The sequence below is a fragment of the Paenibacillus sp. FSL H7-0943 genome, assembly GCF_037963265.1.
Taxonomy (GTDB): domain Bacteria; phylum Bacillota; class Bacilli; order Paenibacillales; family Paenibacillaceae; genus Paenibacillus_AQ; species Paenibacillus_AQ odorifer.
In genome coordinates this window covers 4516112-4531321 of record NZ_CP150148.1, presented here as the reverse complement: position 1 = coordinate 4531321, position 15210 = coordinate 4516112, and the positions used below count along the sequence as shown (strand labels likewise).

15 protein-coding genes are annotated in these 15210 nt (G+C 41.2%); 12 read left to right on the top strand and 3 right to left on the bottom strand.

Features of this window, described 5'->3' with window-relative positions:
* Positions 1 to 398 precede the first annotated feature (398 nt).
* Entirely contained in the window at positions 399 to 1145 is a 747-nt protein-coding gene (gene map / locus NSQ55_RS19870; protein WP_076278759.1) for a type I methionyl aminopeptidase, read from the top strand.
* 54 nt (positions 1146 to 1199) lie between these two features.
* Here the strand turns inward: map and NSQ55_RS19865 are convergent, their stop codons facing one another.
* Positions 1200 to 1604, bottom strand: a complete 405-nt coding sequence (locus NSQ55_RS19865; protein WP_038572361.1) for a CBS domain-containing protein — start codon at positions 1602 to 1604, stop codon at positions 1200 to 1202.
* Between the two features lie 178 nt (positions 1605 to 1782).
* On the opposite strand from NSQ55_RS19865, the gene NSQ55_RS19860 reads away from it, so the two are divergent.
* The 6 genes from NSQ55_RS19860 (at position 1783) to NSQ55_RS19835 (ending at position 7716) form a co-directional block, all read left to right on the top strand.
* The gene (locus tag NSQ55_RS19860; RefSeq protein WP_339168704.1) at positions 1783 to 3891 is read left to right on the top strand and encodes a methyl-accepting chemotaxis protein; all 2109 of its coding nucleotides are present in this window, start codon (positions 1783 to 1785) and stop codon (positions 3889 to 3891) included.
* A gap of 683 nt (positions 3892 to 4574) precedes the next feature.
* Complete coding sequence (locus NSQ55_RS19855) at positions 4575 to 4775, top strand: cold-shock protein (protein WP_036685790.1); 201 nt, start codon at positions 4575 to 4577, stop codon at positions 4773 to 4775.
* Positions 4776 to 4839: 64 nt separating this feature from the next.
* Positions 4840 to 5067, top strand: coding sequence for a hypothetical protein (locus tag NSQ55_RS19850; RefSeq protein ID WP_038572358.1), 228 nt, complete (start codon positions 4840 to 4842; stop codon positions 5065 to 5067).
* A 207-nt stretch (positions 5068 to 5274) separates the two neighbouring features.
* The gene (locus NSQ55_RS19845; protein WP_339168701.1) at positions 5275 to 6084 is read left to right on the top strand and encodes a GNAT family N-acetyltransferase; all 810 of its coding nucleotides are present in this window, start codon (positions 5275 to 5277) and stop codon (positions 6082 to 6084) included.
* An 8-nt stretch (positions 6085 to 6092) separates the two neighbouring features.
* Positions 6093 to 7196, top strand: a complete 1104-nt coding sequence (locus NSQ55_RS19840; protein WP_339168700.1) for an LCP family protein — start codon at positions 6093 to 6095, stop codon at positions 7194 to 7196.
* A gap of 37 nt (positions 7197 to 7233) precedes the next feature.
* Entirely contained in the window at positions 7234 to 7716 is a 483-nt protein-coding gene (locus NSQ55_RS19835) for a DinB family protein (protein ID WP_339168699.1), read from the top strand.
* On the opposite strand, the gene NSQ55_RS19830 is transcribed toward NSQ55_RS19835, so the two are convergent.
* Positions 7713 to 7922, bottom strand: coding sequence for a hypothetical protein (locus NSQ55_RS19830; protein WP_076100132.1), 210 nt, complete (start codon positions 7920 to 7922; stop codon positions 7713 to 7715). The genes NSQ55_RS19835 and NSQ55_RS19830 overlap by 4 nt on opposite strands.
* Positions 7923 to 8201: 279 nt before the next feature.
* On the opposite strand from NSQ55_RS19830, the gene NSQ55_RS19825 reads away from it, so the two are divergent.
* Positions 8202 to 8561, top strand: a complete 360-nt coding sequence (locus NSQ55_RS19825) for a hypothetical protein (RefSeq protein ID WP_036685802.1) — start codon at positions 8202 to 8204, stop codon at positions 8559 to 8561.
* Positions 8562 to 8604: 43 nt separating this feature from the next.
* Here the strand turns inward: NSQ55_RS19825 and NSQ55_RS19820 are convergent, their stop codons facing one another.
* Positions 8605 to 9870, bottom strand: coding sequence for a serine hydrolase domain-containing protein (locus NSQ55_RS19820; RefSeq protein WP_339168695.1), 1266 nt, complete (start codon positions 9868 to 9870; stop codon positions 8605 to 8607).
* A gap of 66 nt (positions 9871 to 9936) precedes the next feature.
* On the opposite strand from NSQ55_RS19820, the gene NSQ55_RS19815 reads away from it, so the two are divergent.
* The 4 genes from NSQ55_RS19815 to NSQ55_RS19800 all read left to right on the top strand — a co-directional run bounded on the left by NSQ55_RS19815 (position 9937) and on the right by NSQ55_RS19800 (position 15175).
* On the top strand, positions 9937 to 10620 hold the full coding sequence (locus NSQ55_RS19815) for a response regulator transcription factor (protein WP_339168693.1): 684 nt from the start codon (positions 9937 to 9939) through the stop codon (positions 10618 to 10620).
* A gap of 2 nt (positions 10621 to 10622) precedes the next feature.
* Positions 10623 to 11897: a HAMP domain-containing sensor histidine kinase gene (locus NSQ55_RS19810; protein ID WP_076190536.1), complete on the top strand. Its 1275-nt coding sequence runs from the start codon at positions 10623 to 10625 to the stop codon at positions 11895 to 11897.
* Between the two features lie 159 nt (positions 11898 to 12056).
* The gene (locus NSQ55_RS19805) at positions 12057 to 12830 is read left to right on the top strand and encodes an ABC transporter ATP-binding protein (protein WP_339168691.1); all 774 of its coding nucleotides are present in this window, start codon (positions 12057 to 12059) and stop codon (positions 12828 to 12830) included.
* A 2-nt stretch (positions 12831 to 12832) separates the two neighbouring features.
* On the top strand, positions 12833 to 15175 hold the full coding sequence (locus tag NSQ55_RS19800) for an ABC transporter permease (protein ID WP_339168689.1): 2343 nt from the start codon (positions 12833 to 12835) through the stop codon (positions 15173 to 15175).
* Positions 15176 to 15210: the final 35 nt, after the last annotated feature.

Below are 15210 nucleotides of genomic sequence, written 5' to 3'. Positions count from 1 at the left end.
AACATTTCCTCCTTAATCAAATAGGGTTGCTTCTTTGATTATGCGTATCCTCCAGGTGGTTGCAGTAAATGCACTCAATTACAGGCATGTATCACCTCCTCAGTTATTTTGAATATAACATATAAAGGAATTTTTAGGAATAATAAATAATTTAACGATAACAATAACTTTATGTTTTATTAGAAAGATAAGAGAAATTGCTGATAAGGCACTCGTCTTTCATCTAACATTCTCATAAGAAATGATGTTATTTTTAGATTCAGGAAGGAAAATATAATTTTTTTTGCCTAATGATTTGGATTTCTCGCGATTTTCTTTCATAATATAAAGGGTAAACTAAATACAAAAGAAGAACCGTTGCCCGAGAGCGATGTGTTCTGTACAGAAGAGGCGATATTATGATTATCATGAAAACGATGGAAGAGATCGAAAAAATGCGTGCGGCGGGAAAAATTCTCGCTGAATGTCATCGTCAAATTGCGCAAATTTTGCAGCCTGGTATTACGACCTGGGAAATTGATGAATTTGCAGAAAAATTTATATTGTCTCAAGGAGCTACTCCTGAGCAAAAAGGATATAATGGGTACCCGTACGCAACCTGTGCATCTGTAAATGATGTAATATGCCACGGATTCCCGAAAAAAGAGCCGCTAAAAGACGGGGATATCGTAACCATTGACATGGTTGTTAACTTAAACGGCTGGTTGGCAGATTCGGCCTGGTCTTACGGGATTGGCAATATTAGTGAACAGTCGACCAAACTTCTAGACACTACTAAGGAATCTTTATTCCGTGGAATCGAGCAGGCGGTTGCAGGCAACCGTATTGGCGATGTTGCGCATGCCATCCAAGTTTATGCAGAGTCTAACGGGTTTTCTGTAGTGCGTGATTTTATTGGCCACGGGATCGGTTCAGAAATGCATGAAGCTCCGGAAGTACCTCACTATGGTCCAGCAGGGAGAGGGCCTCGTCTTAAAGAGGGGATGGTATTTACCATTGAGCCCATGCTGAACACAGGCAGTTACAGAACAAAAATTGATGCGGATGGTTGGACTGCGCGTACCATTGACGGCGGATTGTCAGCACAATATGAGCATACTTTAGCGATTACCCCACAAGGAACGATTATCCTGACTGAACTGTAATTTTGATGAAAAATAAAATGACCAGTCTCCGTAATGGAGATTGGTCATTTTTTATTAATCTGTAATGTTGCGAGTGTAATATTCAATGATATCTTTTCTCCTAATAATTCCAACAAATACACCCTCATTATCAATCACAGGAACGAAATTCTGATCCGCAGCAAGCGTCAGCATATCCTCCATTTCTGCATTAATGAGAACACTTTCGTTATGAACATGCTTTTGGATGTCGCTTACTGGAACTTCCCCTATATTGTCAAAGGTTAAATCTGCTGTGTTTTTCAGCTTCCACAATAGATCACCCTCCGAAAGTGTTCCTACATATTTTCCTTCATTATCAATAATAGGGATAGCCGTGTAATGGTGCTGTTCTAATTGTTCTAAGGCTTCCAGCATGGATAGTGAGTTAGTGATATAGGCGACTTGATCTTTTGGCAACAAAAAAGAGGATATTTCCATCGGCATGAACTCCTTTGTATTATGTTATTTTTTGATTAGGCTACTTTTATTTAAACATACTTTTGGAATGGATAGAATTTTAAATTTTCACCCCTTGAATTATAGGTAATAAGTCCTATTGAATAGAGGTCGTATTTTGTCGATTAAAGATATATTATCCTAGAGTGGAGTTGTTCAGATGGCATTGTATCGAAGGCTTTCATTAACGTTTAAATTTGTTATGGTGGTAAGTTTAGTAATTATTGTGATCTTTTTCTTTAGTTTAGTCGCAAACCTGGCTAATCTGCGTAGTGTGAGCATATCCAACGGTGAACTTCAGGCAGAGGTCGCAGGAAAAAGTTATGCGGAGACCATTCAGAATAGAATGATAGACATTCAGTCGACGGGTGAAGCGCTCGCTGAAGTACTCCTTGAATCAAGAGAACGTCAAACCTTGGACCGTGAAGATGTTGTTTCTACAATGAAAACTATGCTTGAGCACAGACCAGAAATTTTTGGGATGAGCATATTATGGGAACCCAATGCTTTTGATCAGAACGATCAGGCTAATATAAATAAGATGCCATATGATGATGGTACGGGGCGTTTTATTCCTTATGTCTTTAGAAATCAAGGTGCAATAAAGGTTGAACCCTTAAAGAATTATGATGTAGAAGGTGCGGGTGATTATTACCTTTTACCAAAAAAAGAGAAAAAACCGGTATATATTGAACCCTACTCCTATGAGACGACTGGTGGAGCTATAGAGATGATTTCGGTCATGCTGCCAATTTTGGATAAAACGGGTGCATTTCTGGGGACTGTAGGGTTCGATGTTTCGTTAACCCAATTGCAGGAAGAAGCCGTTAACTATAAACCTCTGGGAGGTTATGTTTCTTTAATCACTGCTAATGGCAAATATGCAGCCAACCCAAATGATCCTCAAAGTGTACTCAAAGAATTCGGTGATACAGAAGATAAAACAGTACTGTGGAAGCGTGTGAAGAATGGGGAGGCCAAACTGGGATACACGATAAATTCCAAGGGAGAAGACGTGCTGCGGACTTTTGTTCCGATACCAATGCCTGGAAGTGACCAGGTCTGGTACACACAGACAGCGATCTCTAAGGATGTTATCATGGCTGATTATGAACAAGCTAAAACAGAATTTTTTATCATTATGATTATTGGGATTTTGATTTTAGCTGTTATTGTTGGTCTTCAACTATGGTTGATGGTAGTTAAACCGCTTCGCTTGTTATCTGAGAAATTGCAGCTGATGTCTCAGGGGGATTTGACTCAAAGCCTGCAGGTTCGAAATGATGATGAATTCGGGAAAATGGCTACACATTTTAATCATATGACCCATAAGCTTCGAGAAATGTTTGGACTTGTCGCTGATCTATCAATGTCCGTGGGAGCTACCTCTGAAGAGCTGACAGCTAACGCTGAGCAGACTGGGAAAGCTGCTGAACAAATTGCTGTGGCAATTGGACGAGTAGCCGAAGGAGCGCAGCTGCAGAATGATTATGCGGGTGATTCTTCAATGGCGATGAGCGAGCTGAATGTTGGAGTGCAACGGATCGCTGACTCTTCGTCATCGGTGTCTGCGTCTGCAGATGAAGTTACCGATCAGACGAAAAAGGGCAGTGCGCAGCTGCAAATGGCAGTGAATCAAATGTCGGAGTTAAAGCTGTCTGTAGATGAGACGAGTCTGGCGATTGAACGTTTAGGCGAACGATCTGCTCAGATCAGCGGGATTATCGGCTTGATTTCGAACATAAGTAAACAGACCAATCTGTTGGCACTAAATGCGGCTATTGAGGCGTCCAGAGTGGGTGAACATGGCCGAGGTTTTGCGGTGGTGGCCTCAGAAATTCGCATGCTGGCAGATCAGACTAAAAAAGCTGCCGAACAAGTTACTGCTTTGGTTGAAGATGTGGTGCAAGATACTAATCAAGCTTCACAAGCGATGGCTGTCGGCAATGAAAAAGTAATTCTTGGTGTGCAGAGTGTATCTGATAGTGATCTTTTATTTACGTCGATTCTGACAGAGATGACACAGGTAACCGATCAGATCCAAGAGGTCTCAGCAGCTGCACAGCAGATGACCGCGGGAACGGAGCAAATTTCAGTTACCGTTAAACAATTAGCCGATCTTGCTTCGGAAGCTTCCTCTGACTCCCAAAGTGTAGCAGCAGCCTCTGAGGAGCAGCTTGCTTCTATGGAAGAGATCTCAGCCTCGTCGGAGTCACTAAGCTCAATGGTGCAAGACCTGTTGGATAAATTATCTTACTTTAAAATTTAGATTCCCTTTTCAAATTTAAAGAATGGCTGTCACCTAAAACTATGAAAATGACTGCTGTGTCGAAAGCAGATGCTTAGTCACTGGAAAATACGCTTAGTAACCTGCTAACGGACACAGTGGTCCTTAAAAGTACGATTATCCGATATTTGGTATGTTATCGGACTCCAGTGCAGCTATTGGACCGAAAAATGCTTATTATGAGCCTCTTTCCAAGGAATAGCGTCACTGGAGTCCGAAATCTAGCGGTAAAGAATTAAAACATGTAAATAACGTCTACCGAGTCCGAAAGCCCCGTAGGATAATGAATGTGTAGTCGTAGCAGGCCGCGAATGACCAAAAAACGCCGAACAGCGATTCTTCGATAACAGAAGAATCGCTGTTTTGTTGATTTTAGGATTTTGAAAGTGAGGAGGTCAGTCACCGCTCGTAGAATCAATTATGGCACAGCTCCTTCTTACCTCCCATTTTCTTCATAATGCAGTAGAGTATCTATTTGGTGTTAGCTGTGTTATAATCAATCTATCGAAAGTATTTACCTGGCGAATTCACATAGCGTAGAGGGTTATTCTTTAGACGTTAATAACCTTGTACCATATGTGAATTTTTATTTTTTTAGAGATTTTGCAAGAGATTTTTTGAGGATAAGAATAACATGTAAATAAAAATAAGGTGGTAATTATATTATGCAAACAGGAACAGTGAAATGGTTTAACGCAGACAAAGGTTTTGGTTTTATCGAGGTTGAAGGTGGAGAAGATGTATTCGTACATTTCAGCGCTATTACTGGTGACGGATTCAAGTCCCTGGATGAAGGACAACGTGTAGAATTTAACGTAGTTCAAGGTAATCGTGGTCAACAAGCTGAGAATGTAGTAAAACTGTAAGTAGTAAAATGAATCCCCAAACGTATCGTTTGGGGATTTTTTTATAGAAAGGTGGCGGATGTAAATGCAGGTGTTTGAAGACTGGAATTTAAAAGTTAAGAAAACCTTTAACGCTACAAGTAACAAAGAAGTATTGACGGTGTCTGAAGCGGGAAGCTTGCTCGGGCTGTCTAAAGATCAAATGAAAAGTTATGTAGATCAGCATAAGTTGACTAAAGTTCCGATCATGAGAAGTGTCGTCAGATATCTTTTACTGAAGAGTGAGATCGATATGATTGTGAAAAAAACCTAAGATCATCATTAATAAATAGGGTAGACCAATCCTTGATAGGATATGGTCTTTTTTTGTCTCACAAATTTCTTATAAATAGAAACTTATCGACCCTAAGATCGTCTATAATAATGGGATATTTTAGGTAACAGTGTCATCCGGCAAAAAATATCCTCACATACTGGTGGTTATCTATCAAAACATTACGTGAGATCTAAGGAGAAAATTATGAAACGACTAGAGCGTAAAGATTATTACAAAGCTATTGAGCCTTTAGGAAAAGTGAAAATAAATACGATGTTTGCTGAGTCCGTGGTTAAACAAGTCATACCTGGCAGCGTATATGTTGACGATATCGTTAACCCGCGTGCTTTTTACATTGCACACCCTTGTGGAATGTCTTTATTAATTGGAGAGTCGGATAATGAAGAGTTCAAGCGCGATCTTTTTGATTACATAACCAATAAAAATATGATTCGGCATCATCAAGAGTTGCTGCAGGCTGATCCAGCGGGAGGCTGGCCGAAAGTTATCGCTCATTGGAGTGAACAGGAAATGCTCCATAGAAATACAAGGGTCAACTTCAGCTTTAATTGCGAGAAATATCTGAAACAGAAAGCTTCTTATCTTAACCAAGACCTTGAAGTGGTGCGAATGAACAAAGAACGGTTTTTGGCGGCAACAGGAGATGTCAGTCCTAAGGCGTTTTGGAGGAATGAAGAGCAATTTCTTGCTGAGGGGCTGGGCTTCAATATTCTTGACGCTGGGGAAATTGCCTCTACGGCATTTTCGGGTTTTGTTAATGAGCATCAACTGGAAATAGGCATAGAAACTTCAGAAGCACATCGGGGGAAGGGCTATGCCTACGCGGTCTGTTCAGCCTTAATAGAATACTGTCTAGAACATCAGCTTGAGCCGGTGTGGGCGTGTCGTCTGGATAACGAAGGTTCTTTCAACTTAGCGCATAGATTAGGCTTTGAGACAACTTACATGATTCCCTATTACCGGCTGGTAGAATCCGTCATCAGGAAGGGTTAAGGATCCGAATGAAAAATAAACAGATTACCCATTCAGCTTCTTCATTTTCTTTAAGTAGAATTGAGAAAAAAAAGGTGAAGAAGAAAACTAAGACCAGCAAGAAAAAAAAGATCTGGCTATTTACGCTTGCTATCGTACTTATTGCTGGGCTAGGATCTTATGTTTTTCGTAAAGAACTGCTGATTTTCGGATTTAATAATGTTGTGGCTCCGACTATTGAACACACGCTTGATGGATCATACGTTCCTTTAGAAAATAATGAAAACGCTGAAGCTCCTGGATTACAACCAACGGCGGATAACAAGGATCGTCCATTTTCTATCCTCCTATTGGGTACTGATCAGCGGGGAAAAGAGAACGGGCTTTCTGATTCGATTATATATACTGTGATCCGGCCAGTTGATCATAAAGTATTGTTCGTGTCGATCCCTCGTGATTCCTATGCAGAAATTATCGGAGCGGAAAAGGTTAAAGGAGCTAGGAAAGAAACTAAGATTAATGCAGCTCATTCCTATGGCGGTCCTCAGATGAGTGTAGACACCGTTAAAAATTTATTAAACGCGCCTATCGAATATTACGCTACTATTAATTTTAACGGTCTTGTGGGCGTTACAGATGCTCTAGGGGGTGTTGAACTTCCGATTACCAAGGTGATTGAGAACAAGAGCCCGGATCATGAGAAATTAAGAATTGAACCGAACAAACCGATTTATTCTGGCGCTGAAGCGTTAATGTATGTAAGATACCGCGAGGATTCTGATTTTAAACGAACGGAGCGGCAGCGGATCTTTTTGAAATCTGCGCTTGAACGGATGAAGAGAGTAGATAATATCCTTAATATACAGAAAATCATCGAAATAGCAGGCAGTAATTTCCAAACCAATATGAAGTCAGACTTTATTCTTGATTTGGCGAAAAGAGTAATCCTTGAAGGGGGTACTCCTGAGATCACAAGCCATATGTTGCAGGGTGAGGGCAGACGGAAGGATCAATGGTATTACATGCTTGACGAAAATGATGTGAAGCGTACCCATGAGTTGATTGAGATTTGGCTGAATCCTGACTCTACCGATACGGATCTGTCCGCAGCTTCTGCGGATGACGCAGCATAGATGTTGTGACTGAATTATTTTATTTTTCATGTGGAGGTTGATCTCTCTGGCTGCAAAAACAAATGAGCAAATGTTACTCGAATTTAAGTCCCTCATCCCGTTCGTAGAATCTTTAGGTGAAGTATCAGACAAACATTGGAATCAGCCTATTGCAGCTGGTAAATGGACTTTAAAGGATATCATCTGTCATCTTATGTTATGGGATAAATATTTTTATGAAGGTGCGATTAAGAAAATAATTCTCCGGGAACCGATCACAACCAAGCAGTTGGATTTTAACGAGTTTAATGCTAACGCTGTAGAATATGCTAAATTATTATCTGAACAAACATTAATTGAACAATTTGTACGTTATAGAACTAAAATCATAGATGTAGCTGCAGGGTTAACGGAAGAGGAATTCAATCAGGAATATAAGGATGGAGATCGCAAAAAATTCAGCGTTCGCAAGTACTTGAGAAGTTTTATCCCACATGATAAGCATCATAAAAAACAGATTGAGCAGTTCTTAAAACCTTAAAACTTGGCGCGATTTTGAACTAACTTCATGGATTGGCGTATGAGGATAGGACCAAACATGCTTCCGGCAGAGGCGGCAATTAAGGAATGGAAGGGGAATTTTATAGCAAAATAAAAGACCCATCCAGCAACAATATCAATAAGGATGAACTTCTTGATCTCGGATAATGGTATGGTCACGAAGACAATGGATTGTTTGTTTCTCACAGCAATGACCTCCTAATTTTAAGAAAACATCTTATAAATCCACTGTTCATTCTATTTTGGAACTAAGATGTCCCATTCCGTCTAAATCTACAATCGAATCGTAAAAAAAGGAAGTATGCCTTGCGGATCTTTTTCGCAAAGTGTACTTCCTTTTTTGTATATGAGGATATTATCTGACTAATATTTGGCAGGGTATGGAAAGTCACAGAAGATATATTCAATCACTAGTACAATGTAAGCGTTGTCTTTTGTGAAAATATATCCTAAAGGAGCTAAGCTATGAGAGTGAAGAGACTATCTTTTAACCAGCTTGTGTTTATCTGTTTAGGTTTTCAATACTTGTTAATGCGTTTGTTCTCTGCCGGCGAGGCGATCGTTATCACATCGATAGAGCTAGTAATATATATTGTTTATACTGTCGCCACCCTTGCCGGATTGTTTCTCCGGAGCAGACGAATTGATAGTGAAGCTGTATCTGGGTTGTCGTCGTTATTTTTCAGCGTGTTATGGACGGTGTCTTTGTTCTCACAATTTCGGAAAGAAAGTTATCCAAATGCTTTAACAATCATTAATTCGCTGGGGGTGTCTTCAGCGGTAATCGTGATGCTCACGCAATTTATAATTTTGGCCAAGGCTTAGGCCTTAGCTGAAAAAAGGCGGGTGCCCAGTAGCTATTTTATGGCTATTGCGGCACTCGTTTGTTTTTTTTCATCCCCAGAAATGAAAGCTCACCCTGTTCATTCCGTTTAAATTCAAATTCACTGTCATGCTTGGTATGATGGAATCTTGTTTCTGAGATAGGATAGAACGGTGTAACCTCTTCATCATTCCAGACAAAATAATAGTCCTGGCCCCTACGCTCTACGCTCGCTTTGCAGCCAAATCCCTCATAGGTCCCCATATATTCAGCATACATGCTATCATCAAGTGGAAAGGCTCGCGGGAATATCGGCATTTCAGCAGGCTCACCGAATACTAATCCAGATAGAGATTCCGTTAACTTGGTAATGGGGACACAATCATAATTGGTCAACATGATGACGGTTGTCTGCTCTTCTGGATATCTGTGCATTTCACTTCGGAAGCCGCGATAAGCACCACCATGATACATTCTTTTACGATCATAACGTTCGTCCAAAAACCAACCAAATCGATATTTGAGATTACTTGAATGAAAAGCCATCTCCAGAGTATCGTGAGACACTAATTGATCGGAGTAAAAAGCTTGATCCCACAGGAAAAGATCAGCAGCCGTCGAATACATAGCACCCGCTGACAGGATAGAGCTCATATGTATGTATTCACCCTGAGTATACTCTCCCCATGAGGAATGATAAGGTGAGGCTAATTTTGAAATGATTTGCTGATTGTTATAAACTCCTGTATTTACCATGCCAAGAGGCTGTAATATAAAAGTAGTGATATAATCTTCAAATGTCATGCCAGTAATCTTTTCAATGATCATCCCCAATAAATAATAGCCTGAATTATTATAAGAAAACGATGTGCCAGGCATAAATGCAGGCGGTTGACTCACAAATAGCTGTAACATCTCCAAGGGAGTCAGCTTCAGTTTATTTAATTTTTGATTATATTCGGGTAGAGAAGTGTAGTTGGCTATACCCGAGGTATGTCCCAGCAGATGAAGGATGGTCATCCCCTCGAATGCATGCTGTTCAGGAAGATATTTTAAGATCGGATCTTCCAGTCGCAGACGTTTTTGTTCTTTTAGCATCAGAATCGCCATGCCAGTGAATGACTTGGTTAGCGACCAGATCCGGAATTTGGTATCTATAGCGTTCGGGACCTGATGTTCTAGATTCGCATACCCATATGCTTTTTGTAGCTTGATTTCTCCATGCTGAGCTATCAAGACTGTGCCGCTCAATGGCCAGCTTTGTTCGTATTTATCTAAAAATTGCTCCAGACGCTGGGATTGTTTATCCACAGGTAACCCCTCCTTAAAGGCATATTCTAACATAATACTAAATTCTGTTGAAGCGGAGAGAAATCCATGAGATATGATTGTTTAATTATTGATGATGAAACTGAACTTGCGGAGACCACCTGCGAATATTTTAATTTGTTCGATGTTCAAACCGCGTTTGTTACAAGCGCTGATGCCTGTCGAAGCTTTTTACGTGAGCATCAGGTCTCAATGTTACTGCTAGATATTAATTTAGGCGGTGAATCCGGCTTCCAGTTATGCAAAGAGCTGCGTCAGACGATGGGGATTCCTATCTTGTTTATTAGTGCCCGCTCGAGTGAAGATGATGTATTGATTGCTCTTGATATCGGAGGAGATGACTATATTCATAAGCCGTATACCCTGCGAGTGCTGCTCGCAAAAGTGAAGGCGGTGCTTAAACGCCACAATAACGAAGTTATAGCTGAGGCAGCTATCCTCCAAGCCGGCCCTATCCAGATAGACCCCGAACTTAGGAGGGCAAACCTTAATGGCGTAGCTCTCAAGCTGAAAACGATGGAATATAAATTGCTCAGCTATTTGATTCAGCAGAAAAATAGGGTAATCCCCAAAGAGGAGTTATTTACTGAGGTATGGGGAGATGTTTTTGCGGGGGATGGCACCTTAAATGTACATATCCGTCATCTACGTGAGAAGATTGAGCAGAATCCTAATGATCCTCAGTACATCCGTACAGTATGGGGCATCGGTTATGCTTTTGAGGACAAATAGTTATGACAAAAAAACTGCTGTTGGCCCTTCTGCTTACTATATTTGCCGCAAGTTTAGCGCTCACCTTCCTAATTCTTAATTTGCAGGTGGAGACAGGAACAGATAGAGTGGCGATCAATACCATTGTGAAGCTCACGGAACAGAACTGGGACAAGCTTGATCCGAAGCTGTACAAGGAAAGTCCTTATGAATTTGCCATTATAGATACCACGGGAGTACTTAAATATCAGACGGGAAATGCGATTTCCGTTACTGTTAACGAAGCCATCAATAATCGGGATACTCTAGTGGACGTTTTTGTTCAGGATAAGATGGTGGGGAAGGTGATTATTAATAATGATTACCGTGCGATCTTTATACATATGAAAAAACAATTTATACAAGTTTCTATTGTGATGCTGCTTCTGCTTACGGTTCTAGGCGTTCTCTATATTTGGTTCCTGAATCGATCGGTTCTCCGTCCGTTCCGCAAAATGCAGCAATTCGCGAAGCATATCGCGAGAGGTGATCTGGAAGTGCCGCTGGAGATGGATCGTAATCATCTGTTTGGTGCTTTTACCGAAAGCTTTGATATGATGCGGGAAGAGCTTGCAGCGGCTAGACACAGCGAATATTTGGCGAATAAAAGTAAAAAGGAACTGGTTGCTAGTCTCAGTCATGACATTAAAACACCCGTTGCTTCGTTAAAGGCGATCACGGAACTGATGTTATTAAGCGCAAGGGATGAGAAGACCGGCAGACAGCTTAACACTTTGTACTCCAAAGCAGATCAGATTGATCGTCTGGTGACTGATATGTTCCATTCGACCTTGGAGGAACTAAATGAACTTAAAGTCAGCTTAACGGAAGAGCAAAGCCACCTGCTGATCCAAATTATAAATAATGTAAATTTCTATGAACGGATTTCAGCAGCGTCTGTGCCTGACTGTCTCATTACGGTGGACCCCTTGCGGTTGCAGCAGGTGATCGATAATGTTGTGAATAATTCCTACAAATATGCCTACACAGACACACCCATAGATATTAAGTTTGAGATCACGGATCATTATCTGGAGGTAGATATTCTGGACTATGGTCCCGGGGTTCCTGAAGAGGAGCTGCCTTTAGTATTCAATAAATTTTTTCGGGGCAGTCTGGCCGTGAGCCAGAATGGTGCAGGTCTAGGCCTGTACATTTCCCGTTATATGATGCAAAAAATGCAAGGCGATATTCTGTGCTCCAATCGGGAGGACGGATTTACAGTCAAACTGCTAATTCCTTTAGCAGGACAGAATTAAGAATTAGCTAAGGATTGCACAAAGACATGTTAAGAACATTTAACGTACGATAAGGTTGCAATTACGAATGAGCTTGTGATTGCAGCCATTATATTTCGCGTAGAGCTATGATTTTTTTTAGCGCAATTAATGAGCATGAAACTAAATGGAGTGTTCAACATGAGCGAAGTGAATAATAAAGTGCTGATGCAGACTAATAAGCTTGGAAAAACCTTCTCCCATGGAGGAACTCAGCAGCATGTTTTGAAAAATCTGGATCTGACCTTATATCATGGTGATTTTACGATTATCATGGGCAGCTCTGGTTCTGGTAAATCAACACTGCTGTATGCCATTTCGGGTATGGATAAGCCAACACTTGGAGAGGTTCTATTTGAAGGTCAGGATATCACAGCCATGAGTAATGATCAGCTTGCGATATTCCGGCGGAAGAATTGTGGGTTCGTGTTTCAGCAGATTCATCTACTGGATACGATGAGTGTCCTCGACAATGTATTATCAAGTGCTTTTCTTGTACAAAAGGATAGAGCAGGTGCTGTAAAAAAAGCCAAAAAGCTACTCTCTGATGTAGGTCTGGATGACTCTGTCTGGGGCAAGTTTCCGGCGCAAATCTCAGGTGGCGAAGCTCAGCGGGCGGGGATTATCCGGGCATTGATCAACAGTCCAAAAGCGGTTTTCGCCGATGAGCCGACGGGTGCGTTAAATAGTTCAGCAGGAATAGGTGTACTGCGCGTCCTTACTGAGGTGAATAGACAAGGGCAAAGTATAATTATGGTTACTCATGATTTTAAAACCGCGTTGCGTGGAAATCGGATATTGTATTTGCGGGATGGAGTCATCGTGGGAGATTTGCGTCTTACCCCTTATAGCGAAGATAACGGAACTGAACGGCAGCAGCAATTACAGTCCTTTCTAACCGAATTGGGGTGGTAGGGATGAGTAGCCTAATAGGAAAATTAGCTTGGTCCAATATTCGTAAAAGAAAAAGTGCTACGGTTACGCTCTTCATTCTTATCATGATAGCTGTGCTGCTGCTGAACATTGGTCTTACGGTCATTTTGAAGCTCAATTCCTTCCAGCAAGAAAAAATGACTGAATTAAGGACTCCAGAAATAAGTGCATATTTTCCAAAAGATGATTATCTAGAAGAGTATGAGGAGCTTGTGGATAGTTATTCATATACAGAATCCTGGGAGAATGAAGCAGCAATTCTGTTAGCAGATGCTAAAATGAAGTACGGACAAACGGACACTACGGTAGCTTTTATAATTCTTAACATGGATACACCGCGGACCAAGGGACTGTTCAAGACAACGACTCCGCCAGGATCTAAGGATGCAAATATGATCTATTTGCCTTATTTGTTCCATGTTGGATCGGGGTATAACCTTGGGGATACCTTTACTTTTGTATACGATAATAACTCATTTTCTTATACCATAGGTGGCTTTATTGAGGAGCCGTTGCTAGGGACGTTAACTAATGGAGCTTTAAAAGTTTTTTTGACTGATGAAGGTTATAAACAGTTGGGGGAACGTCTTGGAACTGAAGCTCAGTACAGCTATCTATCAGCAGATTTAACCGATCCTTCAAAGGATGTAAAGCTGGAGCAAATGCTTAGTGAGCGGATTTTTGCCTCAGGAAGTACGGATCAATTTCAAGTCATGCGGGCAGAGGTTGGGCTCGAAGGGAACCGTGTTTTTGTTAATCTTTTAGCAGCCATTTTAATCGTATTTGCACTGATTATGGTTCTAATCTCGCTTATTGTCATCAGGTTTCAAATATTGGGGCATATTGAAGACAATTTAACGAACATCGGTATTTTAAAAGCTAACGGTTATACTTCATGGCAGATTAAAAATGCGCTTCTGCTACAGTTCACCTCAGTTTCCATCATTGCAGCTATACCGGGAGGCGGGTTATCTGGGCTGGTTATGCCGTTGGTAGGGAATATGATTTCGTCTTCAATCGGACTTCTGTGGCCAATATCCTTTGAAGGGGTCAGTGCAGTGCTTAGTTTGGTTATTGTCTCTGGACTAGTGCTACTTGTTACCTATCTGTCGAGCCGGCGAATTCGGAACATTACTCCGATTACAGCTCTGCAGAGCGGAATCCTCACTCACAATTTCAAGCGGAACCCAATTCCACTCGAAACATCCCGGATGAATCTGCAATTCAGCTTAAGCCTTAAAGCTTTAGTAAGGCAGGCGAAACAGAATATGATGATCGTATTGATCGTTGCCGGATTAACCTTTTCTAGTATTTTTTGCTCTATATTGAATTTCAACTTTAAGGGAGATACCTCCGCCGTTATAGAACTGGTAGGTATAGAACGCAGCGACTTTTTGTTATTGCCGAAAAACGGTGACCTACAGCAGGGGAAGTTTACAGAATTAGAAGCCATGCCAGGGGTTGAAAAGTTGACTGTATTGGATAGCATGGTCGCTTCGATTAAAAACACCAGCTTTATGCTCCGGGTATCTGACGATTATAGCAAGCTGGAGACACAAACCATATACAAAGGGCGAGAGCCAATTTATGATAATGAAATTGTGATTTCCGGTGTTATTGCAAAGTTGGAAAATTCAGAAATAGGGGACGAGGTCCCGATCACTTTTAATGGTGTGACGGAGAATTATTTGGTTACTGGCTTAAGCCAGCAGATTAGCCAACTTGGAATGGTGGCGAGTATGACCGGTGATGGAATGAGAAGACTTCAACCGGAGTACACCCCTCTGTCCATCAATGTGTATCTGAAAGAGGGGGGAGATGCACAAGCTTTTGTGAAGGATCTGGAAGCACGCTTCCCTAAGCAATGGAACATTACTAACATTCGAGAAACGGTTGATAGTACGCTCAGTACATTCACTGCCGCAGTATCTTCTATGACAGCAGTCATCACTGTGGTGACGATTATAGTAGTCAGTCTGATTTTGTATTTAGTGATTAAGACTTTGATTCTGAAGCGGAAACGTGAGTTCGGCATTCTTAAAGGAATGGGTTATACCACTTTTAATCTGATGACGCAGATTACCTTTAGTCTGTTTCCGGTGATTGTGGTGGGAGTAGCTTTGGGGAGCATAGGGGGGTATTTTTTCTCAGACTCAGCGTTTGTACTATTGCTCTCGAGTTTAGGGATTTATAATGTCCAACTGGCGGTTAGTTTGCCTCAAGTATTGCTATTGTGTGCAGCCATTCTAGTAGTCGCTTATGCGGTGTCTATGCTTGTTGCCCGGCGAATTCGGAAGGTTAGTGTGTACGATTTGATTATGGACTAATTTAAGCGAAAAACAAAAAAAACAACGAGCAGGAG

Bases quoted from the DNA above. Each gene is read 5' to 3' on its own strand.
- map (WP_076278759.1), top strand. From the start codon at position 399: ATGATTATCATGAAAACGATGGAAGAGATCGAAAAAATGCGTGCGGCG.
- NSQ55_RS19865 (WP_038572361.1), bottom strand. From the start codon at position 1,604: ATGGAAATATCCTCTTTTTTGTTGCCAAAAGATCAAGTCGCCTATATC.
- NSQ55_RS19860 (WP_339168704.1), top strand. From the start codon at position 1,783: ATGGCATTGTATCGAAGGCTTTCATTAACGTTTAAATTTGTTATGGTG.
- NSQ55_RS19855 (WP_036685790.1), top strand. From the start codon at position 4,575: ATGCAAACAGGAACAGTGAAATGGTTTAACGCAGACAAAGGTTTTGGT.
- NSQ55_RS19850 (WP_038572358.1), top strand. From the start codon at position 4,840: ATGCAGGTGTTTGAAGACTGGAATTTAAAAGTTAAGAAAACCTTTAAC.
- NSQ55_RS19845 (WP_339168701.1), top strand. From the start codon at position 5,275: ATGAAACGACTAGAGCGTAAAGATTATTACAAAGCTATTGAGCCTTTA.
- NSQ55_RS19840 (WP_339168700.1), top strand. From the start codon at position 6,093: ATGAAAAATAAACAGATTACCCATTCAGCTTCTTCATTTTCTTTAAGT.
- NSQ55_RS19825 (WP_036685802.1), top strand. From the start codon at position 8,202: ATGAGAGTGAAGAGACTATCTTTTAACCAGCTTGTGTTTATCTGTTTA.
- NSQ55_RS19815 (WP_339168693.1), top strand. From the start codon at position 9,937: ATGAGATATGATTGTTTAATTATTGATGATGAAACTGAACTTGCGGAG.
- NSQ55_RS19810 (WP_076190536.1), top strand. From the start codon at position 10,623: ATGACAAAAAAACTGCTGTTGGCCCTTCTGCTTACTATATTTGCCGCA.
- NSQ55_RS19805 (WP_339168691.1), top strand. From the start codon at position 12,057: ATGAGCGAAGTGAATAATAAAGTGCTGATGCAGACTAATAAGCTTGGA.
- NSQ55_RS19800 (WP_339168689.1), top strand. From the start codon at position 12,833: ATGAGTAGCCTAATAGGAAAATTAGCTTGGTCCAATATTCGTAAAAGA.